Origin of the sequence: Luteolibacter pohnpeiensis, from assembly GCF_016595435.1 — a bacterium.
In the GTDB taxonomy this organism is placed as follows: domain Bacteria; phylum Verrucomicrobiota; class Verrucomicrobiia; order Verrucomicrobiales; family Akkermansiaceae; genus Luteolibacter; species Luteolibacter pohnpeiensis.
Window position 1 is genome coordinate 1 of record NZ_JAENIJ010000032.1, and the last position, 24,462, is coordinate 24,462.

A 24,462-nucleotide genomic window follows, 5' to 3' on the forward strand; every position below is an offset into this window, starting at 1 on the left:
GACGGGGACGGCAGATGAGGAAAGCTAATAGGCTTCAAATAGTCGTACCAGCTTTTTATGAGATCTTTCGGCAATTATTTTTGGCAAACGGTCTAGCCAAAGAAAAACCCGATGACCGTGAGATCATCGGGCTTGTCCATGGAGTTGTCGGTGAGCGATCAGCCGCCGGTTCTTGGGCCGCGTGGCTTTTTCTTCTCAGGGGTCACATCGCGCATGTTGCCTCCGGCGGATTTGACTTTTTGCAGTTCCGCTTGGCGCTCTGCCATTTTTTGCACCCAGGATTTGCTGCCGCCGTCTTTACGGGCTTTCAGCTCTGGCTCGGGAATCTTGTTCATCAGCCAGGTTTGACCGATGGAGAAGAGGTTCTGGGTGGTCCAGTAGAGCGCCAGGGCTGATGCGAAGTTATAACAGAAGAAGAAGAACATCAGCGGCATGAACATCACGATGCGCTGTTGTGCCTTGTCTCCGGTTCGTGGAGTCATCGCGATTTGCACGAAGCTGGTGATTCCCATCAGAATCGGCAGCGGGTTGATCGGCAAATTCGCGCCAAGAATCGGAAGGGCAAATGGAAGGTGAATGGTGAAGAGCGTGTAAGGCTGGGAGAGGTCAGGCACCCACATGAAGCCTTGGTGGCGCAGTTCCACGGCATACTGGAGCATTTTGTAGAAGCCGAAGAACACCGGAATCTGAATCACCATTGGCAAGCACCCACCGAGTGGGTTGATGCCGAATTTCCGGTAAAGCCCCATCATTTCCTGGTTCAGCTTGTTCGGATCGTCCGGATATTTTTCCTTCAGTTTGGCAATCTCCGGTTGGAGCTTGCTCATCCGCTTCATGGTGCGGGTCGATTTGGCGTGGAGTGGCCAGATGCAACCGCGAACGATGATCGTGAGGAAAATGATCGAAAGCCCCCATGACCAGTTGGTGGATACTTTGTTGAAGATCAGGTGCAGCTTGTTGAGCACCCAGTTCAGGGTTCTTGAGACAACTCCGAACCAGCCATACTGCATCAGATCGCCCCAGCCATCGCCCCAATGGTTATCCATTTTGCGAAGCATGGAGTTGTTTTTGGGGCCGATGAAAATCCGATAGGAAAAGGATTTCTGCTCGTTGCTAGCGAGTGTTGCCGCCGGTAGGTCCAAGCCGGCGCTGACCGAGTGAAGCTCGCGTCCACCCTCGGTCAGATTGATGGGAGCCGATTTGGCCCAGACTGAAGCCGTGTATGGATTTTTTGGACGTAAAACCGTTGAGAAAAACTGATCGGTAACCCCCGCGTATTCCACCGTTTTGTCGGCCGGGCTGGTGATGATCGGCTTGGCGGCTTTAAAGCCCATGAATCCTTCTTTGAATTCGCCAACGTGTTCGAAGTGAATGCTGCCATTTTCCCGCCAGAAGAATCCGGTTTGCTGGGCAACCTCTGCCTCATACAAGGGTGATGCTTCACCGGCGAAGATGCTCCATTGCTTGAGATTGATGGAATCGGCGCTGGTGTTTTCCAACGCGAGATCGAAGTTCAGCAGGTAAGGCGAGCCGGGGGCTGGATCTTCCTCAAGGGTGTAAGTTTTTTTCGCGATGAGTCCGGAGTTCAGATTGCCGACATAGACTGCTTTTTTTCCGGGGATGGATAGCTCCGGCTTGTAGGTGTAAACCGCGCTCTCAAGATTCCGGCTGGCATCGGAAAATGCCCCGATTGGGCCGCTTGCGAAGCGGTTGATCCGGACGCGCGCGGTATTGCTGCCGACTTCGAATTGGTTTTTGAATTCAGCGTATTTTACCCCGCCCCCGATGTTGGTGAGGGTGAAGACCATCTGGTCGTTTTCAAGCGTGACCAGTGTTTCTTCGGTAGGTGGTGGTGGCGGGTCGACAGTTAAGCCAGCATCCGGTGCCGCAGCAGCGACTTCGGCTGGTGTCGGCTTTGCGGCTTCGACTTGTGCTTGCTTCTCTGCTTCTTCTTTCGCGATTTGCGTCTGATTTTTCGAAGTAATGAAAATGTTCGCGCCGATCATCACGGCGCAAAGACTGACAACTATCCAAGTTTTTCGATCGTACATGGAGACTGGGAAAAGACTTTATGAGTGGGGATGATTTCCGTGGCAGGAGCAGTTGGTGGAAGATTGCCGCGGATTTCCCGGTGGCGGAACGGGGTCATAACCACAGCCACCCCAAGGATGACAGCGGAAAATCCGGCAAATACCGAGCCATCCACCCCGGATGGGGCCGTGAGACTCCACGGCTTCGAGAAAATAGTGGGAACAGGTGGGCGTGTAGCGGCAACCTGCCGCCGGCCCGGCGAGAACTTTCAGCATCGGACTGAGAAACCGTTGGTAAAAACGGATCAGCAATCTGACGAGAAAAGTAACGCTACGAGAGATCACTGTTTTTTATCGGTGGGGGCAAAAAGCCCGAGGCGGCGTGCTTGTTGGATCCAGTCCTTGGCGAGCTCCGCGTAGCTGGCTTTGTTGGCGCCTGGTCTGGCAATGGTGACCAGATAGCGTTGCGGATTTTCGAAATTGGGGACGTTTTCCTGAACTAAAGCACGGAACCAGCGTCGCAGAAGGACTCGTTCATGAGCCTTGCCGCTTCGTTTGGTGGTGATGAACCCGGTCCGGATGGAATCCAGCTCCGGGTCCTCAAGAGTGCTTAAAATGACAAACCGGCCTGGTTTGGCCCGGCCGGTCGTTCTGACGCGCGTGAAATCAGCGCGTTGGGTCATGCTGCATGTCCGAGGGAGGCGCATAAGTGAGATGCGGTAGCATCTTGGCGACCCGGGAGATGCGGATTAGGCAGCGTGTTGCTGAGTGTGGCGCTTGAAGTGGATCTCAACGCCCTTCGGAACGAGGCGCTTGCGGCCCTTCTGACGACGGCGGCGAAGGATGTCACGACCAGCTTTGGTGGCCATGCGTGCGCGGAAGCCGAATTGTTGCTTGCGGGTGCGCTTGGAAGGTTGATAGGTGCGTTTGCTCATTGCGTGTCGGGCGTAGTGGCCGGGGCCAGTTGTCTGAAGGGGTTAGTCGCACACATTTTACATGGCGCGGGGGCGGGACTTTAGAAACAGTCGAGCGCTTGTCAACCCGACAGTCGTGGGAAATGTGGAAATTTTACGAATCATGGCTTTCCCGGCAGTCATTTAACCTCGACGCAATCCATAATCCGGATGTCGCCGATCGTGCCGAAGTACCAAGATTCGGATGCCTTTCACGGTAGAACGATAAAGAAAGTGGTAAGGAAATCCGGGAATATTGGCTCTTCGATACCTTGCCGCGATAACATGAAAGCCGGAGGGATTGGCAGCCGCCCGGGCGACGGTGTTGAGAAATGCTTCGAAGAAGCGATTTGCGACTGATGGGGATCCTTCTCGTCCGTAATAATCCAAAATCGCGTTCATATCTTGCTGAACCAGTCTGTGAAAGATGACTTCTGGCTGCATCAGCGACCAAAAGCGGCTTTGAATTCATCCAAGGTCATGCAGCTTGATGGAACGCTGTCCAATTCGGCATCCCGTCGAGCTGCTTCGGCAATTCCGGCATCGTCATCGTGAAGAACCGAGGGAAGAGAGTCCAATAAATGGGCGACGAGAATGGCGCGCTGATCGTCGGGGAGCAAAAATGCCTGTTTTTCGATTTCCGCCAACGTTACCATGGAGGGAAGATAATCGATAATCGTGGAGTGAGCAAGAACGCGGATCCACAAACCGTGGGCAGCGGGAGCTTCAGATCAGATAAGGTCTCAAGCAATGTTCGATAGGAAATGAAGCCTCATCTTTAGGATGCCAAACAACCCGGGCAGTTCTGGGCATAGTGGCCGGGCTCGATTTCGGCGAGTGGCGGAGATTGCGAGGTCAGGCAAAGGTCGGGATTTCCCAAACGATTCCGCACTTTGAACGAGCACCCGGCAGGTGGATGGGTGAGGTCGGGCGGCAGGCCCGGAATGGTGTAAAGCGGTTGACCTTTTGGCTGGGCAGCCGGGATCGATTTCAGCAGCGAGCGGGTGTAGGCGTGCAACGGGCGGTTGAACAGGTCCACTTTGGAAGCGCTCTCGACGATGCGCCCGGCATACATGACGTTGATGTGATCGCAAACTTCCGAGACGACGGCGAGGTCGTGGGTGATGAAAATCACGGCGGTGCCGAGCTTTTGCTGGCGATCGCGGATCAGATCAAGCACCTGCTTTTGCACCGTCACATCAAGTGCGGTGGTCGGTTCGTCGCAAATCAACAATTCCGGCCGGGTGATCAGCGCCATGGCGATCATGACGCGCTGGCGCATGCCGCCGGAGAATTCGTGCGGGTAGGAATGGATGCGATTTTCCGGCGATGGGATGCCGACTTCTGCGAGGGAATCGATCGCACGGTGCAGGGCGGCTTTGCCGGTGAGATTTTCGTGCAGGGCCAAAGGCTCCATCAATTGGGCACTGACCCGCATGTAGGGATTCAGCGAGGTCATCGGATCCTGGAAAATCATGGAGATCCGTTTGCCACGAATTTTCCGCAATTCGGATTCGGTGGCTTTGAGCAGGTCGATCTTGTCGAAAATCGCCTGACCGGAGTGAATCCGACCGGGAGGCTGGGGGATCAGGCCGAGAAGGGAGTAGCAGGTGACGGATTTCCCCGAGCCGGATTCGCCGACGATGCCGAGCGAGCTGCCTTTTTCCAGAGTGAATGAGACGTCTTCTACAGCGTGGGTGACACCATTCCGGGTGTGGAATCGGGTAGTGAGATTTCTGACATCAAGCAACGGCATGCCCGGATGGTGTCGATTTGGGAACAAAGATCAAGCGTCCCGGTTCCCGATTGGTGGGTCGAGTTTATTTGAGTCCGAGCTTTTCGAGCTCTGGTTTGATCTGTTCAGCCCAGATTTCGTAGCCTTTCTCATTCGGATGCAACAGGTCAGGCATGATGTCTTTGCTGAGGGTGCCGTCTTCGGTGAGGAATGCCTGATTGATATCGAGGTAATGAATGTGCTTTCCGTCATCCAGGCGTGAGATGATTTTGTTCACACCGGCGTTGATTTTGCGAAGATTGTCATCAGGGGTTTCGCCACGCGGGAAAATGGCGAGCAGCAGAAGCTGCGTGTCCGGCCACAGTTTGCGCAGATCTTTGACCACGGTTCTTACCCCGCGTGCGGTCTCTCTTGGGTCACGTTGCTGGTGACCGGTGTTGTTGGTGCCGATCATGATGACCGCGACCTTTGGCTTAAGGCTGGCAAGGTCCGCGTTTTGAATGCGCCAGATCAGGTGCTCCGTGCGATCGCCGCCGATGCCGAAATTGATCGGGTGATAGGCCTCGTATTCTTTCTTCCAGACATGGCTGCCGCGGCTGTCCCACCCTTCGGTGATCGAGTCGCCCAGGAAAACGAGTTGGGTGTCCTTGTTTTCCTCGATGGCTTTGACTTCACCTTCCCAGCGTGCTTTCCAGCCACCTTCGGACAGGCGGTCGGCAGGGGTCGTGGAAACGTCAGATTGATCTCCGGCATACACGGTGGTGCCTAGTAGTAAGGATTGCGAGAAAACGAGAAGCAGGAACTTTTTGGCGATCTTGGGAATCATCATGAGGGTTGGGATACGGTGGAAATCAACGGGAACTGACGCTGGATTGCAAAAATTTAGTTCGCTCCCGGGATCAGCCGTTGCGCGATGAGGCGGGAAACACAGGCAAAGTCTCCGTCATGGATCGGTCGATCCGCATTCAGCACCAACAAAGGCACCTGTTCTCGCGTATGATCCGTTCCCGGCGCATAGGGATCGTTGCCGTGGTCAGCGGTGAGGATGACGAGGTCATCGGCGGAGATTTTGGGTAAAAATCTGCTCAGCCACGCATCAAATTCCACCAAGCATTGGGCATAGCCAGCAGGATTGCGGCGATGGCCAAATAACGAATCGAAATCCACCAGATTGGCAAAAATCAGCTGATCGCGTGTTTGCTTGGCCGACCAAAGTTTTTCAATCGCTGCCATGCCCTCGGCATTCGATTTCGTCGGATAGGAATCACTGACTCCCGATCCGGCGAAAATGTCGGAGATTTTGCCGACGCCGATGGTTTGGGCGCCTGCCCGCTGCAGTTGGTTGAGAACGGTTTCGCCGGGCATGAGCGAGTAATCGTGGCGATTTCCGGTGCGCTGGAAATCGCCGGGGCCGGAGCCGAGAAAGGGGCGGGCGATCACCCGACCGATGCGGATGCCTTTTTCATCCAGCAGTGACCTCGCGGTTTTGCAGAGATCCCACAATCTTTCCAAACCGAAGATCTCTTCATGCGCGGCGATCTGCAGCACACTATCCGCACTGGTGTAGAGGATCGGCTTTCCGCTCGCGAGGTGCTCGGCCCCGAGCTGTTCCAGAATTTCGGTCCCGGATGCGGCGAAATTTCCGAGAAATTCGACACCACCGCGTGCCGCCAGCTCGTCGACCAGTTCAGCCGGGAATGACTCATAGGTGGCAAAGGGTTGTTCCAGCGCGCAGCCCATCAATTCCCAATGGCCGGTGGTCGTGTCTTTTCCGGCTGATTTTTCCGTCAGCTTGGCGAAGGACGCATTTGGTAGGATTTCGACCGTGCGCTCAAGATGCAGCAGTTCCGCCAGTCCGAGCGATTCCAGGGCGGGCAGACGAAACCCGGGAATGCGTTGGTAAAGATGGCCGAGGGTATCCGCCCCGGCATCGCCATACGACGAGGCGTCAGGCGCGTTCCCACACCCTACGGAATCCAATACGATGCAGAGAACCCGCTTCATCGGGCTAGTTTTTCACAAACCGGGTTCTTCCTGCAACTCCGGGGAAACAAAAAAGCCCGGGATCATCTCCCGGGCTTTTTTTACCATGAATGCTGAATGGATGCCGACTTTACGCCCGCTTGCGGCGGCGATTGAAGGCAAGTCCGCAACAGCTGAGAAGTGCGCCTGCTGCCAGGGTCGGTTCCGGTGCGCCAAGGGCAGCAAGATTGGCAACGTTGGATTGGCCGATGTAGACGGCGAAAACGAGGTCGTTGTAGTCGCGGTCGCCACCGCCCCAAAGGTCTTCGAATCCGATGATCAAGTAGGCCGATCCATCGGCGGCGAGACTGACCGCGTGGACGATGCCGTCGGCATTCAGGCTGTCCTGCGTGGAGTAGTAGTTTTGGCCACCATTGGCACCGTCGGCGATGAGGAAGAAATCAAGCGAAGTGCCGGCGGTCAGCGTGCCGAGATCGACAAAGTCCCCTGGAGCGAGTGGTTCGCTTGAGCTGCGGATATCACTGCCGGAGCCATACAAGCCTTGGGAGCTTGAGGCATCGGGGAAAATCAGGGCTGCGTCCGAGGTGATGGCGCTGCCATTGGTGGTCGAGTATCCCAGCGTGTTGTGGTAACCGGCACCTTCGCCAAGGAAGTAAACGCGAACGGTAGCATCACTGGTGAGAGTGAGATTCGTTGGATCGACCGAAATGGCAGCTACGTTTTGGACCGATGTGGCCTCGGACAAGTTGCTGTTGATGATTTCCAACATGCCGGGGAGAACGTTGGTTTGGAAATCGGCGGACGCTTCATCAGAGCCGGCGAGTTGAACGGTGTCGACGATGTCCAGATTGTATGGACGAGCGGCGGATTGGACTGGGCTTTCGGTTTGGCCGAAGGAGGTAGCAGCCAGCGCAAGGAGGGTGGATGCGATAGGAAAGAAGGTGGCCTTCATGAAATCAAATTAGCCCGGATTTCGGACAGATTTCAAACTGAATCGGCTTTCCTACGTGATTGCGTAGCAGTGGCTTCCTGGGAAGTTGCAAGCGTTTGCGATGCAGCTTTTGGTTCGGAAAAACCCAGAAATGATCGGTAAGTCTTTCAATTATGCCAATTTAGGTGGAACCATATAAAGCAAGGTTCCAGCCCGACTTGGCGGATGAATTTCGAGGCAGGCAAGGGTGCCGGTTTTGAACTCAATCAAGCCAGATGCCCCCAGCAGCCAGCGGATCAATTCCGAAAGATCCGGTTCATGGCCGACGATGGCGACTCGCTGGAATTCTGAAAAGCCCGCCAGCTCGCTCATCGCTCGTTCCGGCTGCATGCCGCACGCAAGCCACGGTTGCACCAGCGCTTCATCGATTTCTGCCGCTTTGCAAAATTCCTCTGCCGTTTGGCGAGTGCGCACCAGAGGGCTGGTGAGCACCAAATCCGGCACCATTCCGGCTTTTTTGAGCAAATTCCCCGCGTGGCGCGCTTGCTTGCGGCCGCGATCGATCAACTCACGCGCACCATCCCCCAGCGGGTGGCCGTGGGCTTCCGCTTTGCCGTGCCGGAGGATGATGAGTTCCATAAAATTCAGGAATTGGGATCACATGGTCATGCCGCCATCGACCGCCAGCACTTGGCCGGTGATGTAACGGGCTTGGGAGCTGGCGAGGAATGCCACGGCTTCGGCGATGTCCGATGTTTCACCAAAAACGGCGAGCGGGATTTTGCTGATCACACCTTCCTTGATCGCGTCCGAAAGCTCATCCGTCATGTCGGTGGTGATGAAGCCGGGTGCGATGGCGTTGCAGGTGACTTTCCGGCCAGCCAGCTCGCGGGCGACGGATTTGGTGAATCCAATCAAGCCGGCTTTCGAGGCGGCGTAGTTCGTCTGGCCGGCGTTGCCGATCAAGCCGATGACAGAGGCGATGTTGATGATGCGTGGATCTTCGGCTTTCATCAGCACCCGCATGAACGCTTTGACGGTGTTGAACGCGCCCTTGAGGTTGGTGTCGAGAACGGTGTCCCAATCCTCCTCCTTCATGCGCATGAGCAAACCGTCGCGGGTGACTCCGGCGTTGTTGATGAGAATGTTGACGGTGCCGAGGTCGTCGCCGATTTGTTTGGCCAGCGCTTGAACTGCTTCGTGATCGGCCACGTCGACGGCGTAGGCTTTGGCGGAACCGGGAAATTCGGCGTTGATCGCTTCCGCTGCTTTTCCGCAGCTCGACTCGCTGCGGCTGACGACCGCAACCTTTGCTCCTTCCGAGGCGAGTTTCTTCGCGACTTCCTGACCGATCCCGCGGCCACCGCCGGTGACCACCGCTACTTTGTTTGCAAAACGCTGCATTCACGGAGTTTGAATGCTCGTCGCGCCGGAGGAAAGCGCGGAATCACTCGAACTCAAGGTCCCAAGCATTTGACAAGTTGCGCCGTTCGGGAAAACTCGGCGGCATGTACGAGGTCGTCGGAAAAATCAAACTGATCAACGAAACCCAATCGTTCCCGAGCGGTTTCACCAAGCGTGAATTCGTCGTGACCACCGCGCACGACAAGTATCCTCAAGATCTCAAGTTCGAGGTCGTGAAGGACAAGTGCTCGATGCTCGATCAATTCGAACCCGAACAGGACGTGCAGGTGAATTTCGACATTCGCGGCAACGAATACAACGGCCGCTACTACGTGAACCTCGCCTGCTGGAAAATCCAGCCGGCCGATGGTGGCGCATCAGGAGGTAGCGGGCGCGACGAATACTCGCAGGAGCCACCGATGCGGCAACGCCCCGCGCCATCGAGCCAGGCCGAGCCTTCCGCTGCGGAGCTGCGCAACGAGGACGACTTCGATGACGATGATATTCCATTCTGAATCATTTGCTGGATCCAAGGGCTGGCTTTCATTGCGGAAAGCCGGTTTCTTAAGCATCTTGAAATCGAGTGGGAAAGGGACTGGGTGAACCGGGGATTTATTAGTTGGAGGATAGTTAGATGATAAAATGATGTGAAGATAAGTGACGAAAAAGGCACTTTAAAAATTTAGTATTGGCATGATAATTCTCAAATTGAGAATGGTTGGTTATGGGCTTTTTGTTTAGGGGCTCGGTGATTAAAATAATTACCGGAGTTTCTGCTGTTAAAAGGCTTGGTAATACAGGGATTTGCCGAGGAATCACAGTCATTAGTGAGTCGGTGAGAACATTGTAAATTGATTCGATAAGTCATTTTTTATGGAATGGCGAAATGAAATTCAATGTCGCGAGGTGTTGCGTGGCGGTGTTAAGTTTGATTGCTGTAGCAGTAAAATCCGAGGGGTCGGATTTATTGACCTACCACAATAATCTGTCGAGAACGGGAGCGATACTGGATGAGGTCACTCTAAATACCTCAAATGTGAACCCGGATACTTTCGGGATGCGATTCAATAGGCCGGTGGATGATGAGATTTATTCTCAGATCCTTTATGTCTCAAATGTAGTAATTCCCGGGCGCGGCACTCATAATGTGATCTACGTCGCCACGGTGAATAACACGGTTTATGCGTATGATGCCGATTATCCTGACGAATCGGCGCCACTCTGGGTGCGCAATTTCAACCCGGCAAATGGGAGGCCGGTGAGAAATACGGATTTGTCAGCAGGTGGGGCTTGCGGCGGTAACTATCAGGATTTTTCCGGGAACATCGGAATTGTTGGGACACCGGTGATCGATCCAACTCCTTTCCCAGGATCGGATGAGGGCGATCAGGGAACCATTTATTTCGTAACCCGAACCAAGGCCAACGGGATTTATGATCAGTATTTCCATGCGGTCGATATTCGGAACGGAGAATCACGGCCTAACAGTCCGATGTTGATCCAAGGGGCGGTCGAGGGAACCGGTTCTGGCAGTGTCGACGGCATCGTGCCGTTCAATTCATTCACCGAGAACCAGCGGCCGGGTTTGGCCTTGGTGAACGGTGTGGTTTACATCGGTTGGGCGTCTCATTGCGATCTCGGCCCGTATCACGGCTGGCTCATGGGTTACAACGCGACCACTCTGGAGCAGGAAGTCGTCTTCAACCTGACCCCGGACGGAGTGAACGGCGGCATCTGGATGGGAGGCCAGGCACCCTCTGCCGACGAAGAGGGGAATCTTTACATCAACAGTGGCAACGGAACCATCGGCACCGGCTCGAATCTGCAGGGGACTCGGAATCGTGGCATGAGTTTCGCCAAACTCACGCGCTCGGGCTCCACCTTGAACATGGCGACGTTTTTCACGCCTTACAATTACAACACCCTTGAGGCCGGGGATGTTGATCTTGGTTCGACAGGCCTGTTGCTGGTTCCTGACACCAATCCGAAAATTGCGATTGGGGCGGGAAAACAGGGCCGCATGTATGTGGTGAATCGCGACAACATGGGCGGATACAACGCCGGAGGTTCATCGGACACCAATGTGATCCAAAGCATCGATGTGAAGCTGAACAATAAAATCATGGGCTCTCCGGTGTATTGGAAAGGCCCGGACGGAACCCAGCGAATCTATGTCTGGTGTGCGAACGATTCCCTGAAGGCATATACCTATAATCCCTCGACTGGGAAGTTGAACCTGCCACCGGTGGCGAGTTCGGTGACGACCGCAAATCCAGGGGCGATGTTGTCGGTGACCGCGAATGGCGATGCCGCAGGGACGGGAATCATCTGGGCGATGTGTCCGACCGCGAACGCCAACCAGCAGGTGGTTCCCGGTTATTTCCGGGCATTCAACGCGGAAGATCCAACCGAGGAATTGTGGAATTCGCAAATGAACAGCGCCCGGGACGACTTCGGAAACTATGCCAAGTTCAATCCGCCTACGGTGGTAAAAGGCAAGGTGTTCCTGCCGACATTTTCGAATCAGGTCGCTATCTATGGACTGATCGAAAGCCCGGTTGTTCCTGAAACGCCAACGAATTTGCAGGCTACGGCGGCATCCAAAACTCAGGTGGATCTTGCATGGGTCGATGCTGCGGACAATGAAGCGGGCTATAGGATCGAGCGTTCGGTGGAGGGTTCGGATTTTGCCTTGCTTACCACGGTGGAGGCTGATGTCACGGCATACAGCGATCTAACAGCGCAACCCTTTGTTCACTATGAATACCGTGTTCGTGGATTCACTTCGAGTGGCTCATCCGAATTTAGCAACGTTTCCGCTGCTTTCACAAATGCTGGCGATCCTGCCGCAGAAATAGTGATCACTGGCAACGGCGCGGAGATTGAGGCGGGGTCAGTGACCCCAGATGCCACCAACGGCACGGACTTTGGCGCAATCGTTCTACCGGGTGGGGCGGCTGTCACACAAACATTCACCATCAAGAACATAGGCAACTCGGACCTGTTGCTTTCCGGGAATCCTGTGGTGACGATTACGGGGGAAGGGGCATCCAGCTTCGAGGTGAATCAGTTTCCCACCGCAAGCATCGCCGGGGACTCATCTGCAGAATTTCAAATCACCTTCAGCACCACCGAAGGCGGGTTGAAAGAGGCACTCGTTACCATCACCAACAACGATGCGGATGAAGGTGAATTCAGCTTTGCCATTCAAGGGCGCGGAGTGCTGCAGGATCTTGCAGCCTGGTTCAAGTTCAACGAAACGGAGGGTGTGATTGCCAAAGACAGCTCTGGAAATGGCAACGACGGAACGCTCGTCGGCCCGCCTCTACCGGTCCATACCACTGATGGCTGGCTGGGTGGGGCGCTGGAATTCAATGGTACGACCAATCAATCTGTCAGCGTGCCTTCCTCTGATTCTTTGAACCCGACGTCCGCGATTACGGTCAGTGCCTGGATGCTACCACAGCAGTGGGGGGACAACGCAAACCGGAGAATCATTCAAAAAGGCACCTCGGACAATCAATACCGAATGTGTGCCGAGAGCGGTGTGTTCAAATGGGACATTCGGAATATCGGAACCGTGACCATCCCGCAACCGACCCTGGGGACTTGGTGTCATGTGACCGGTACTTACGATGGATCTAGTATGAAATTTTATCTCAATGGCGTGCTTGCTTCGCAGTTGAGCACCTCGGGGAATATACCTGTCACGGACGATGCACTTCAGATTTCAACGAAAAATGTGACTTCCAATGGCAAGGATCATTTCGTCGGGTTGATTGATGATCTCAGAATTTATGGTCGGGCATTGAGCGCCCAGGAGATCTTGGCCTTGGCATCTCAAACGGGTGTGGTCTCCGTGGTTGCAACCGACCCGACCGCCCAGAAAGCAGGAGATCAAGGATTGTTCACATTTTCGCGCAGTGGCTCCGTTGCGGATGAGTTGAAGGTGAATTTTAGTTTGGCAACCGGCGCAGGGCAGGGAGTGTATCGAACCGATTTTGGTCTAACACCATTGCCTCCGGTTCTAACCATTCCTGCTGGCAGTTCGACTGCCACGCTCTCAGTCAATCCGCTCTACCTGGATCAGCCAACCGGGCCGCTGTCTGTGACCGTGACGGTGGATGAAGGCGATGGTTATGCAGTTGGAGACGATGCAACAGCGATCGTCGCGCTGGCGGATTCACCGCTGAACCAATGGAAGATCGAGCAGTTTGGCGACCTGGCGACAGCCCAATCAGAAGTCGCCAATGACGACGCCGATGTGGATCACGATGGATCTTCTACCTTGTTGGAGTTTGCCTTTGGTTTGAATCCCACCGTGCCAGATGTGGCTGCTGCGGCCACAGTTGCGCTGGAGGAAATCGGTGGCTCGAATTATCTAACAATTACCTACCGGCGCCCTACACCGAAGTTGGTTGGAATCAGTTACATGGAGGAGCTTTCCTCCGATTTGTCGGGCGAGAATTGGTCGGCGGCAGTCGCGCTGGATGGCTATCCGGTGGACAACGGTGATGGCACTGAAACCATGAAATGCCGCAGCGCGGAGCCTGTAGGAAGTCAGAAAACAGGATTTGGGCGGATCTACATCACACGTCCCTGATCCGCGATTGGCAATGAGTCGCTGTCGTCCTTGAGCCCGACACCCGTCGTGCCAATCCGGCGCGACTCATGCAGCAACCAGGAAATCCGATGCGCTGCAGCTGCTGGCTCAAGCCCGGCAGGGCGGATGTTAGAGACGCAATTCCGGTTGGCATCTGTATTGCCGGATTTTGGATCACGAACCAAGTAGGCGCCCAGACTATCGGGCGAACTTAGGCCTGGCCGTTCACCTAAAAGCATGAGTGCGTTACTCGCGCCGATGGCCTGACCGATCGCATCTTGCACCGCAACCCGTGCGAAAGGTGCAATGACCAACGGGGCTAGTGACCAAGAACCAAGCAGGGGAAGCAGAGCTGTTAGAAGCGGCGGGATTTGCAGCTGCGCGGCAGCGGCCGATAGCCCATCGGACAGGATGATGACCAGATCGAAACCTTGGTTCGTCTGCTGCTCACTGAGTAGCGCCTGCGATTCTGAGGATATTTTCCGTCCCCAATCTGGCCGTTGCAGATAGGTCGCGCGATCGTGAACTTCGGTCTCTATTTTGAGAATTGGCAATCCAAGTGGTTCCAGATCGTGTTGCAGCAAAACTGCATCGAAGGGTTGATGCACCGCATCGCGGGCGCGCGCATGGGCGAGTCGGAAATCACGGGCGGCGGGCCATGGCAGCGAACCGCCTGCGCGACCCAGGCCGACCCTTGCGCTGGTCCAATGTTTCAGCGGATGACTTGGCAATTCACTCATGCGTTCGAGAGTCCAAGGTTTCTAACCGCATCTAACAAAACGGCCGGGTTTTCACAGAGACGGCCATGTTCGTCGTTGATGCCGTGGGTTTCCAGCCAGCGCTCGAACTCCGGTGCGGGCTTTTTGCTCAAAGCCTGGCGCAGATATTGGGCATCATGAAACGAGCTGGATTGATAGCCGAGCATGATGTCGTCCGCTCCGGGAACGCCCATGATGTAGTTGCAGCCCGCGACTCCTAACAAGGTCAGCAAATTGTCCATGTCATCCTGATCCGCCTCGGCGTGATTGGTGTAGCACGCGTCGCAGCCCATGGGCAGGCCGAGCAGCTTGCCGCAGAAATGATCCTCCAAACCGGCGCGGATGATTTGTTTTCCATCGTAAAGGTATTCCGGCCCGATGAAGCCGACCACGGTGTTGACGAGCAGCGGTTTGAACTCCCGCGCAACGGCGTAGGCCCGGGCTTCCAGCGTTTGCTGATCAATGCCGTGATGCGCGTTTGCAGAAAGCGCGCTGCCTTGGCCGGTTTCAAAATACATCACGTTGTCTCCGACGGTACCGCGTTTCAACGATAAGGCCGCCTCGCGAGCTTCACGCAACATGGCGAGATCGATGCCGAAGCTCTCGTTGGCGGCTTGGGTTCCGGCGATCGATTGGAAAACCAAGTCGACCGGCGCACCTTTGGCGATCGCCTGGAGCTGGGTGGTCACGTGCGCGAGCACGCACGATTGCGTGGGGATTTCGTAGCGTGAAATCAGCTCGTCCATCAGCTGCAGCATCGCGGTGGTGGTCGATACCTGATCAGTCGCGGGGTTGATGCCGATCACTGCGTCGCCGCAACCGAACAGCAAACCGTCCAACATCGAGGCGGCGATGCCTTTCAAATCATCGGTCGGGTGATTCGGTTGCAATCGCACCGAAAGCCGGCCAGGCAATCCGATCGTGTTGCGGAACTTGGTGACCACCTTGCATTTCGAGGCGACCAGGATCAGGTCCTGATTCGCCATCAATTTGCTCACCGCAGCCGCCATTTCCGGGGTGATGCCGGGCGCGAGTGCCGCGAGCATCGCGGAGTCCGTTTCATAATCTAACAGCCAATCACGAAACTCGCCGACCGACAGGCTGGAGACTGACGCGAAGGCATCCGCATCGTGGCGGTCGATGATGAGGCGCGTGACTTCGTCCTCTTCGTAAGGAATGAGCAGGTCCTCGAGAAAATGAGCCAGTGGCAAGTCGGCGAGAATTGCTTGAGCGGCGACCCGCTCTTCCGCCGATTCTGCGGCAAGCCCAGCCAGCACATCGCCGGAGCGGTGCGGCGTTGCTTTCGCCATCAACTCGCGGAGATCCGCAAAGGTGTGGCTTTTACCGGTAAATCGGGTGGTCCAGGGCATCGTCGGATATCAGAAGCAGAAGCCACGCCGAAATGGGAAAAGCCCTGCAAAGCAAACCGCCCGCCAAGGAGGAACCAAGGCGGGCGGAGCGGAATAAAATCTAACGGCAGCTGTTAGATCGCGCCGAGGATTTGGTTCAAGGTCGCGCTTGGGCGAAGCGCGGCGCTGGCCAGGGTGTCGTCGGGTTGATAGTAGCCGCCGATGTCGACTGGCTTGCCTTGAACCGAGATCAGTTCCTCCACGATCTTCGCTTCATTTTGTGCCAGGCTCTCCGAAACGGGGGAGAACACCGCTTGCAATTCGAGGTCATCGGTTTGGTTGGCGAGCGCCTGGGCCCAGTAAAGCGCCAGGTAGAAGTGCGAGCCACGGTTGTCGATGGTGCCAAGTTTGCGGCCGGGTGAGCGGTCGAATTCGAGGAACTTGCCGGTCGCATCGTCGAGCGTGGCGGCGAGAACCTTGGCCTTCGGCAGGCTGAAGGTTTCGGCGATGTGCTCGAAGCTTGGAGCCAGCGCGAAGAATTCGCCCAGCGAGTCCCAGCGCAGGTAGTTTTCCTTCACGAACTGCTCGACGTGTTTCGGTGCGGAACCACCAGCACCGGTTTCGAACAAGCCGCCGCCGTTCATCAGCGGAACGATCGAAAGCATCTTCGCACTAGTGCCGACCTCAAGGATCGGGAACAGGTCGGTGAGGTAATCGCGGAGCACGTTTCCGGTGACGGAAATGGTGTCCTTGCCCTCGACAATGCGCTCCAGCGAGAAGGTGCAAGCGTCAGCCGGTGCGAGGATGCGGATGTCGAGCCCGGTGGTGTCGTGATCCTTGAGGTAGGTGTTGACCTTGGCGATGATTTGCGCGTCGTGCGCACGGTTTTCATCGAGCCAGAAAACGGCGGGATCACCAGTGGCGCGGGCGCGCGAAACGGCGAGTTTGACCCAGTCCTGAACCGGAGCGTCCTTGGTTTGGCAAGCGCGCCAGATGTCGCCTTCCTCTACTTCGTGCGAGAACAGCTCCGTGCCGGAAGCGTCGGTGATTTTGATCACACCACGGCCTGGAGATTCGAAGGTTTTGTTGTGGGAACCGTATTCTTCGGCGGCTTGTGCCATCAGACCGACGTTTGGCACCGAACCCATGGTTTTTGGATCGAGCGCGCCGTTCTTTTTGCAGAAATCGATGACCGCTTGGTAAACCCCGGCGTAGGAGCTGTCGGGAATCACGGCGAGCGTGTCGGCGGTGTTGCCGGCCTTGTCCCACATTTTGCCGCCGACGCGGATCATCGCCGGCATCGAGGCGTCGATGATCACATCCGATGGCACGTGCAGGTTGGTGATGCCCTTGTCCGAGTTCACCATCGCGAGCGACGGGCCATTGTCGTAGCACTTCTGGATCGCGGCCTCGATCGCGGCCTTTTTCTCAGCGGGCAGCTTGTCGAGTTTCGAAACGAGGTCGCCGAAACCATTGCGGAAATCGACTCCGAGTTCGCGGATTTCGGTGGCGTGCTCCGCGATCAAATCGAGGAAGAAAACTTCGACCGCGTGGCCGAAAATGATCGGGTCCGAGACCTTCATCATCGTTGCCTTCATGTGCAGCGAGAACAAGACGTCGTCCTGCTTCGCTTGGGCGATCTGGGTGGCGAGGAAATCGAGCAACTTCGCTTTGCTCATGAAAGTGCCGTCGATGATTTCGCCAGCCTTGAGCGGAAATGCGTCTTTCAGAACCTTGGTGGTGCCATCCGCGCCAACGTATTCGATTTTGACCTCCGTGGCGGCATCGACCGTGACGGATTTTTCATTAGAAAAGAAATCGCCCTGGCCGCCCATGGTGCCGACGGTGGTTTTCGAATCGGCCGCCCAGGCACCCATCGAGTGCGGATGCGCTTTGGCGTAGGCCTTCACGGCTTTTGGCGCGCGGCGATCGGAGTTGCCTTCGCGCAGAACCGGGTTCACGGCGCTGCCCATAACCTTGGCGTAGCGGGCCTTGATGTCCTTTTCGGCGTCGGTTTGAGGGTTTTCCGGGTAGTTTGGCAGAGCATAGCCCTTGGCTTGCAGCTCGGCAACGGCGGCCTTGAGCTGGGGGACCGAAGCGGAAATGTTCGGCAGTTTGATGATGTTCGCCTCAGGGGTGAGGGTCATTTTTCCGAGTTCCGCCAGTGCGTCGCCGATTTTTTGCTCATCGGTCAGAAATTCCGGGAAATTGGCGATGATGCGTCCTGCCAGGGAAATGTCGCGAGTCTCCACCGTGATGCCCGAATGTTTGGTAAATGCCTGAACGATCGGAAGAAACGAGTAAGTCGCGAGCGCCGGAGCCTCGTCGGTTTTGGTGTAAATGATGGTAGGGACCTCGGACATGATGATTCGTGGTGAAAATTCGGAAACGGTGTGTGTAAGGGGTGCAGCCGGGCCGGTCAAAAGCAAATGGACCTGCCACGGTGACCCAATCTTCAGAAAACTTCCCGAACCGGGCCGTGCCAGCCGATTTTTTCGAAGTGAGCGGCCATCATTTCCAGGTGATTCCGGTGATGGAGCAGCAGTTCGGAGTCGTCTTTTGCCGCAAGCAAGGGCGGGAATTCGCTGCACCAGGCGAGATGCTGGGCAAAAAGCTCATCTGGCGTGCCTTTGCGAGTGCGCCCGACAAAATCGGCCATTTTCGAAACGAGTAACCGGTCACTTGAGGTCATCAGAGTGAGATTTTCGTTGGTGCGTGAGTAAAAGGAGAAGCTGACCCACGCGCTTTTGGGTTTTGGAACCACAATGACATGTTGAATGCCAAGCACATGGGCTCGGTCCTCTGAGCAGAGGAGTATGTTGTCACTCACCACAACTCCATTGGGTCGCAGAGCTCGAGCTGCTTGAATGACCTGCCAAGTTGGATGATTTGCCAGCCAATCGCGAATCGTGGTTTGCAGCAATTCCGGGAGCTTTTCCAGTTCGATCGGAGTGGCCTCGGAATGATGGTAAAGATCTTGTTCGAGCTGCTTGGATCGGAGGAGCTTCATCAGCAGAATAATCACAAAAACCAATGGATTGCGATTTTTCAGGGTGATCGCCCACATGGGGTAACGGTGGTAATATGCGGTGAAGACCTTGCGCGTGAACTTTTCAGTTTGGGCAAATTTTTGCTGCTGTTCGCGGTCCAGATTCGCAAGCTGGGCTAATGCGTTCGGGTGGATACCGGAAATTCGCAACCATCCTGGCGAGGCCAGGCGGACTCGAAGCGGCGACCGTTTGATCATTCTCCATACGACCAGTCCGAAGAGACCTAAGAGGCAGGCGGCGCTTAATTCCAAACTTAGCTTAAGTCCTACTTGATCGATGAAAAAACCTAGCAGGGTAATCGAGGCGGCGAGTGCTATGCCGAGGTAGCCTGCAACTCGTTTGATTTTCCGTTCCTTGTTCAGCTGATTTTTGTTCCGGTGAACCCAAGCGACAGCTGCCGCTGATCTAGGATTGATTGAACTGAAGATTCGAAGCGCTAGTAAAATGAGGAAGACCAGTGGAAAAAGCTCTGCGAATTTCAGTTCGAGATCGAAAAAACTCGCCAAGAATATGGCTGAAAATGTGATCACTAAGAACGGAATCGCTTGAGCGACGGGCCTTCGAACGACTCGCATCGTCACCATTTCCCCATCCGTTTCGCCACTTACCAAGTCAACCGCAGGTAACACGGTGGCGTGTTTCAGCAAAATGCTGGCACCGTCGACTTTCCACGCTGCGGCCGTGGTGGTGGTGACTTCCTCGGTAACAGGGGAAGCATAGGGGTTGGCAGAATCATCCATGGGATTTGAATGCGCGATCCCTATCAGATCGCATGCTGCCGGTCAAATTTACCGAATTGGTGGCATTTCACCGCACGCCAACTGTGTGGAAATGCTATTCCGTTTCGGTGAAGGTCAGCCCCAGTTCGTTCTCCAGCTTCTCGATTTTCGGACGATCGCGGGCTTCAATGAAAGCGATGGAAATTCCCTTTTTACCGGCTCGGGCAGTTCTTCCGCTACGATGCGTGTAGTATTCTGTCTGCTCCGGCAACTGGTGATGAATCACGAACGCGAGACCTTCCACATCGATGCCGCGTGCGGCGATGTCGGTGGCGATCAGGAGTTGGGTGCGCTCTTTTTTGAATGAACGCATCACCTTGTCCCGATCGGTCTGCATCAGATCGCCATGGATGACATCGATGGAAAATCCCGTGGCCTTGAGTTTTTTGGCCACCATGGCCGTGGTGTCCTTGGTGCGGCAAAAAATGACTCCGCGGTCGCCATTCTGGCGCTTCAGGAAGTCGATGATGCATTGCAGTTTGTCATCTTTGCCGCAGACGACGTATTTGTGGGAAATGTTGCGATTGACCACGCGCGATTTATCCACGCGGATCGTCTGCGGTTTGCCGATCATGCAGTCCTTGGCCAGCAGGTTGATGCTGTCGGGGATGGTGGCGGAAAACAACCAGGTGCTTTTGCGGCTGCGGGTGTGATTGAAAATGGAGAGAAGCTCTTTTTTGAAGCCCATGCTCAGCATTTCATCGGCTTCATCGAGCACCAGGTGCTTCACATGAGTTAGCGAAAGCGCTTTTTTCTTCAGCAGGTCGATCAATCGGCCAGGGGTGACGACCACGATATGAGTCGGCCGTTGCAACGCGGCGACCTGGCGATCGAATGAATCACCACCACACAGCACCTCGGTGAAGATGCGGCTGGAGTATTTGGTGAAGCGGAAAAGCTGCTTGCCGATTTGCTTCGCCAGATCGCGGGTGGGGGAAACGATGACAGCCTGAATTTCCTTCACTTCCGGTTTCACCGTCATCAGCAACGGCAGGCCGAACGCGGCGGTCTTGCCGGTCCCGGTCTGGGCTTGGGCGATGAGATCGCCACCGCTTTCGATCAGAAACGGGATCGCCCGTTGCTGGATTTCGGTCGGCTGGACGATGCCAAGTTCGTTCAGGCCTTTGATCAGGTCGGGGCTGACGCCAAGTTCTTTAAATGTATTCAAAATGAGAAAGGAGTTTCAGGCAGTGGTCAGCAGCTGCACCAGCTTCGGCAGTTCGTGCATTTCGGCGATTTTGAAAAGCCGACCCGGAACCGCCGCCGGCTCGTCGACCTGTTCCGCCGCCCAAGTGATGTGATAGGGAATGTGGACGCCACGCCCGCCCAACTCAAGCACGGGGAGAATGTCTGATTTGAGCGAGTTGCCGACCATGAGGAATTGAGCCGGGTCAATTTCGTGCCGCTCGCAGATCCGGCGGTAGGAGGCAACGTCTTTTTCCGAAACGATTTCGATTTGCTGGAAATATCCAAGCAGGCCGGATTGCTCAAGCTTGCGCTCCTGATCCCGCAGGTCGCCCTTGGTGACGACCAGCAATCGATGATCGGCTGAAAGCTGCTTGAGCACCTCTTCCACGCCCTCGATCAGTTCCACCGGATGGGCCAGCATTTCTTTTGCCGCATCCAGCAATTGGCGGATTTCATCGGCGCTGATGGCCCCATCCGACAATTGGATGGCGGTCTCGATGGCGGAAAGCGTGAATCCCTTGATGCCGTAGCCATATAGATCAAAGTTCCGCATTTCATTACGGATCAAGGTGTCGCTCGCTGCGGTTGGTTCGTGAAATCGGGACAGCAAGCTACGGAACTTCTCGTAGGAGCGTTCGAAAATCGGCTGGTTATGCCAGAGGGTGTCGTCTGCATCGAACGCGATGCTGAGCGCGGTAGCTGCCATGAATTGGATTGCAAGCAGCTGTGGCGATCCTGGCAAGCGGGAAACCGGGCAATCACTCCGGATGAATTTCGATGCTGCAGGTGCCGATGGGATGCTGAGGCGTTGTCACGGAACGTGTGGATTCGGACTTTATCGAAGACGCCGAAGCTGAGACCGCAACTGCAGTGAGATCGGTTGGTATGCTAACCAACATCCGCATGCCGCGGAATGAAGCACCCGCAGCCAGCCGAACCACCAGGTCCTGATTGGTATCCTCGACGATGCTGCTGCCGCTTCCACTGGCACCGATTTGGCTCCAGTTCTCGAGATCATCTGAAACTTCGACTTGATAGACCAATCCATCGTCGAGCGCCAATGACTGTTTGGTTAAGGTCCACGTAGTCCCATTGCTATCGGAAACCAATGCCGGCAACTGGCTTGGCGCAGTTGGGTCAAGGCCGAGCATGAACTCGATCACATTGGGGATGGAATCGTGATCATCATCATCCTCTGGGGCACCGGTCAGGTCGTAGGCGGCGGCCCATTCGCTGAAATTGCTGGGGACGGGCAATTGCTGCAGGAATTCGTAGCCATCGATTCCGCTTTGATTGCTGAAGAGGGTGGACTTCTGGGTCGTGGTGAGCAGCCCGGAAGTGGGAGACGCGTTCATCAGATTGCTGGTGCTGGAGACGTGGCTCAGTCCCAGATTGTGACCGATCTCATGGGCTAGAATTCTTGCCACGGCGTCCTGTCCGCTGACGAAGGTGGGAAGCGCGGAGCCCACAAACACGGTTAGACCATTTGCATCGACGAAGGAGTAGCCGTTGGTCGTATTCGCGCTGGTGTAAGAATAGTTCGGAACGATCTGCACGAAGAACATGTTGAGCTCGATGGCGCTGGTGCGTTTTGGCGGAGCCCCGGTTTCGGCAATGATCCGGTCCAAGTGACTCCCCGGGCGAGTTGCGGTGGAATAATCGCCAGGGGAACCATCAAATACAAAATCGTCGGCATAATCGACCACCGGGAGCCAGTCGATTCTCACGCCGACCTGCGCCCAGATCCGGTTCACCTGTTCCTTGATATAGGATTCCTGATTGGCGCTGCCAAAGGTGGTGGCGTAGGTTCCATCGGAATTCGCGACGCGGATCGGTTGGACTCGGACGCGATGGGTCAGGGTGACGGGGGAATTCACCGTTACTTCCGCATGCAAGTTCCCCAAGACTGGGAAAAGCATGACATAAAGACCCAAATGATAGTTCACGACACCCGGACTATGCGATGGAACAAGCCGGAGACAAGTCGCTGGATTCGTGAATTTTTACGGATTCAACGTCGTCGCCAGCGACCGCACCTTCACACTGCGATCCAATTCAAAGCTGGTATAAGCAATCCGTTCCGGCTCTCCACCATTGAACGGAGTGACGGTCACGATCTCGATGGTGTAAATCCCATCATCGTCGATCAGGCTGTCGAGATCGAGCAATGGCAGTTTGACCGGCTCTGATGGTGGAGCGTAATCGTTCAACACGATGATAGACGAGGTGATGACTGCGCCGCTGCGGCCAAGCTCGGGTTCACCTTTGTAAATTTGAGCGTAAGTTTGGCTTTGAGGATAGGGATCGGTCACCTCCATCGTGAGATTGGCCGGGATGCCGGTGAATTTGGCAGGCTCCGGGATGCCTTCGATTTTCGCAACCGCCACCGGCCAGATTTGGATCGTGGCGGAACCAATCGTTGCCAGTGCTTTGTCGGGACCGACAGCGACTTGCACAAAGTGCGTTTCTTCGCCAATCGCCCGGGTTGGGCTTTCGGCAGGAAGTTCCTGATACACAGTTGGAATGGAGAAGGTGCCGTTGCGGCTTAATTCATAGGCCCCGCCATACACTCCCTGGCCGCTGCCATTATCGGATGGGACGTGAAGAGTCGGGTGATAGAGCTTATAACTTTTGGCCAGCCGCACACTGGTCGGAGCCGTTTCCGGGACATCGGCATCTGCATCCGGCAAGCGGCTGATGGCGACCGAAACGCCATAAGGTTGGTCGGCCCGGGTTCTGATTGGAACATAGGTGTCTTCAGAGCTGAGTGTCACCGTCGCTTCCGGCAAATAGGCTCCCACGGTTTTTTCATAAACCAGATTCGGCAGGGAATCTTCCGTGCTGTCACTGCCGAGCGTGATGTCCAAATGAATTCCTAACAGGTCGAGATCGACCAAATGAGAGTCCAATGAAACATTCGCACTCAGAATGGATCCAGCCTGGGCATCCAGGATTGAATAGGGGCTATAAGCAGGATCGTTATAAGCATAGAGCTGAAAAATCGCGCCGGTGCCGAAGACGGGTTGTGATCGAATTTCACCCGTTTCCCAAGCAACTGGAGTGTCGTAGACAATGGTTTGGTCTTCGATCAGTTGAACCTGACGAATGAAGTCCACCGCAGCGGCTGACTGAACCAGCAAGCCTGCGGTAAAGATGAATAAAACTAGGGATTTCATGGTTGTGGAACCGAAGCTGTTGACTTGCCCTTGAGCACGGTGATGGGCGCACCTTGGTATGTTGCGATGACGATCTGGGCGTTCTTTTCGAACGCCTTGAGGGTTGCATCGGAGATCGGTGTTTTTCCTGAAACTTGGTCTGAGGTGACATCCGCGTGGGTGATCCATTGGCGGTTGCGGGAAAGGAATTCCTGGAAGGAAATCAGCTTGCCACCTGGTGACGCGAGAATTCGGGTAGCGAGTGGCTCCGGGCAGTAAAGCACCGAGCCTTGGGGTAGAATGGCGAAGTGTTCTCCATCACCGACGAAGGTGGAGAGATTCATCAAACTGAACTTCGATTTCTGTGGTGGCAGATGGGTAGGAGCAGGAAGGTTTTTACGGCTGGCATTGCGACGCGCGATGAACTCCTGATCGGTGATGGCATCTGCAGTTGCATGCGCGGCAGATGCGGCTTTTTCCTCGGCCCAAACGATGCGTGTCATCGTGAGTGCGATAAACGGGAAATAGAGCATGGTTTTCATGA

23 protein-coding genes are annotated in these 24,462 nt (G+C 55.4%); 2 read left to right on the forward strand and 21 right to left on the reverse strand.

Annotated elements, in window-relative coordinates; translation table 11 throughout:
- Positions 1–158 precede the first annotated feature (158 nt).
- The 12 genes from yidC to fabG all read right to left on the reverse strand — a co-directional run bounded on the left by yidC (position 159) and on the right by fabG (position 9,036).
- Positions 159–2,051 (reverse strand): membrane protein insertase YidC, encoded by a 1,893-nt coding sequence (gene yidC / locus JIN85_RS16290; protein ID WP_200272724.1) that lies wholly within the window; start codon positions 2,049–2,051, stop codon positions 159–161.
- 18 nt (positions 2,052–2,069) lie between these two features.
- Positions 2,070–2,375, reverse strand: coding sequence for a membrane protein insertion efficiency factor YidD (gene yidD / locus JIN85_RS16295; RefSeq protein WP_325109686.1), 306 nt, complete (start codon positions 2,373–2,375; stop codon positions 2,070–2,072).
- A complete protein-coding gene (gene rnpA / locus JIN85_RS16300) occupies positions 2,372–2,737 on the reverse strand; it encodes a ribonuclease P protein component (protein WP_267906680.1) in 366 nt (121 codons plus the stop codon). The genes yidD and rnpA overlap by 4 nt, the downstream gene beginning before the upstream one ends.
- Before the next feature lie 42 nt (positions 2,738–2,779).
- A complete protein-coding gene (gene rpmH, locus JIN85_RS16305; RefSeq protein ID WP_200272728.1) occupies positions 2,780–2,965 on the reverse strand; it encodes a 50S ribosomal protein L34 in 186 nt (61 codons plus the stop codon).
- Between the two features lie 162 nt (positions 2,966–3,127).
- Positions 3,128–3,427: a type II toxin-antitoxin system RelE/ParE family toxin gene (locus JIN85_RS22130; RefSeq protein ID WP_343225494.1), complete on the reverse strand. Its 300-nt coding sequence runs from the start codon at positions 3,425–3,427 to the stop codon at positions 3,128–3,130.
- The gene (locus JIN85_RS16315) at positions 3,427–3,639 is read right to left on the reverse strand and encodes an addiction module protein (RefSeq protein ID WP_200272732.1); all 213 of its coding nucleotides are present in this window, start codon (positions 3,637–3,639) and stop codon (positions 3,427–3,429) included. The genes JIN85_RS22130 and JIN85_RS16315 overlap by 1 nt, the downstream gene beginning before the upstream one ends.
- Before the next feature lie 122 nt (positions 3,640–3,761).
- On the reverse strand, positions 3,762–4,739 hold the full coding sequence (locus JIN85_RS16320; protein WP_200272734.1) for an ABC transporter ATP-binding protein: 978 nt from the start codon (positions 4,737–4,739) through the stop codon (positions 3,762–3,764).
- Between the two features lie 64 nt (positions 4,740–4,803).
- Positions 4,804–5,547, reverse strand: coding sequence for a GDSL-type esterase/lipase family protein (locus JIN85_RS16325; RefSeq protein WP_200272736.1), 744 nt, complete (start codon positions 5,545–5,547; stop codon positions 4,804–4,806).
- Between the two features lie 53 nt (positions 5,548–5,600).
- Positions 5,601–6,722: a phosphopentomutase gene (locus JIN85_RS16330; protein WP_200272738.1), complete on the reverse strand. Its 1,122-nt coding sequence runs from the start codon at positions 6,720–6,722 to the stop codon at positions 5,601–5,603.
- A gap of 109 nt (positions 6,723–6,831) precedes the next feature.
- Positions 6,832–7,653 carry a DUF4114 domain-containing protein gene (locus JIN85_RS16335; RefSeq protein WP_200272740.1) on the reverse strand — a complete coding sequence of 274 codons (822 nt, stop codon included), beginning with the start codon at positions 7,651–7,653 and terminating at the stop codon, positions 6,832–6,834.
- Positions 7,654–7,803: 150 nt separating this feature from the next.
- On the reverse strand, positions 7,804–8,271 hold the full coding sequence (sixA, locus tag JIN85_RS16340) for a phosphohistidine phosphatase SixA (RefSeq protein WP_200272742.1): 468 nt from the start codon (positions 8,269–8,271) through the stop codon (positions 7,804–7,806).
- An 18-nt stretch (positions 8,272–8,289) separates the two neighbouring features.
- Complete coding sequence (gene fabG, locus JIN85_RS16345) at positions 8,290–9,036, reverse strand: 3-oxoacyl-[acyl-carrier-protein] reductase (protein ID WP_200272744.1); 747 nt, start codon at positions 9,034–9,036, stop codon at positions 8,290–8,292.
- Positions 9,037–9,140: 104 nt separating this feature from the next.
- On the opposite strand from fabG, the gene JIN85_RS16350 reads away from it, so the two are divergent.
- Both JIN85_RS16350 and JIN85_RS16355 read left to right on the forward strand, forming a co-directional pair.
- Positions 9,141–9,551, forward strand: a complete 411-nt coding sequence (locus JIN85_RS16350; RefSeq protein WP_200272746.1) for a DUF3127 domain-containing protein — start codon at positions 9,141–9,143, stop codon at positions 9,549–9,551.
- A gap of 371 nt (positions 9,552–9,922) precedes the next feature.
- A complete protein-coding gene (locus JIN85_RS16355; protein WP_200272748.1) occupies positions 9,923–13,639 on the forward strand; it encodes a LamG-like jellyroll fold domain-containing protein in 3,717 nt (1,238 codons plus the stop codon).
- Here JIN85_RS16355 and eutC read toward each other — a convergent pair.
- The 9 genes from eutC to JIN85_RS16400 form a co-directional block, all read right to left on the reverse strand.
- Entirely contained in the window at positions 13,621–14,379 is a 759-nt protein-coding gene (gene eutC, locus JIN85_RS16360; protein WP_200272750.1) for an ethanolamine ammonia-lyase subunit EutC, read from the reverse strand. The genes JIN85_RS16355 and eutC overlap by 19 nt on opposite strands.
- Positions 14,376–15,767, reverse strand: coding sequence for an ethanolamine ammonia-lyase subunit EutB (locus tag JIN85_RS16365; protein ID WP_200272751.1), 1,392 nt, complete (start codon positions 15,765–15,767; stop codon positions 14,376–14,378). The genes eutC and JIN85_RS16365 overlap by 4 nt, the downstream gene beginning before the upstream one ends.
- Positions 15,768–15,880: 113 nt before the next feature.
- Positions 15,881–18,109 carry an NADP-dependent isocitrate dehydrogenase gene (locus JIN85_RS16370; protein WP_200272753.1) on the reverse strand — a complete coding sequence of 743 codons (2,229 nt, stop codon included), beginning with the start codon at positions 18,107–18,109 and terminating at the stop codon, positions 15,881–15,883.
- Positions 18,110–18,201: 92 nt separating this feature from the next.
- Positions 18,202–19,536 (reverse strand): hypothetical protein, encoded by a 1,335-nt coding sequence (locus tag JIN85_RS16375; RefSeq protein ID WP_200272755.1) that lies wholly within the window; start codon positions 19,534–19,536, stop codon positions 18,202–18,204.
- Between the two features lie 94 nt (positions 19,537–19,630).
- Positions 19,631–20,743, reverse strand: coding sequence for a DEAD/DEAH box helicase (locus tag JIN85_RS16380; RefSeq protein WP_200272756.1), 1,113 nt, complete (start codon positions 20,741–20,743; stop codon positions 19,631–19,633).
- A 15-nt stretch (positions 20,744–20,758) separates the two neighbouring features.
- Entirely contained in the window at positions 20,759–21,469 is a 711-nt protein-coding gene (locus JIN85_RS16385; RefSeq protein WP_200272759.1) for an HAD family hydrolase, read from the reverse strand.
- 52 nt (positions 21,470–21,521) lie between these two features.
- A complete protein-coding gene (locus JIN85_RS16390; protein WP_200272761.1) occupies positions 21,522–22,709 on the reverse strand; it encodes a M48 family metalloprotease in 1,188 nt (395 codons plus the stop codon).
- A 57-nt stretch (positions 22,710–22,766) separates the two neighbouring features.
- The gene (locus tag JIN85_RS16395) at positions 22,767–23,939 is read right to left on the reverse strand and encodes a hypothetical protein (protein ID WP_200272763.1); all 1,173 of its coding nucleotides are present in this window, start codon (positions 23,937–23,939) and stop codon (positions 22,767–22,769) included.
- Positions 23,936–24,460, reverse strand: a complete 525-nt coding sequence (locus JIN85_RS16400; RefSeq protein ID WP_200272765.1) for a hypothetical protein — start codon at positions 24,458–24,460, stop codon at positions 23,936–23,938. The genes JIN85_RS16395 and JIN85_RS16400 overlap by 4 nt, the downstream gene beginning before the upstream one ends.
- Positions 24,461–24,462 lie beyond the last annotated feature (2 nt).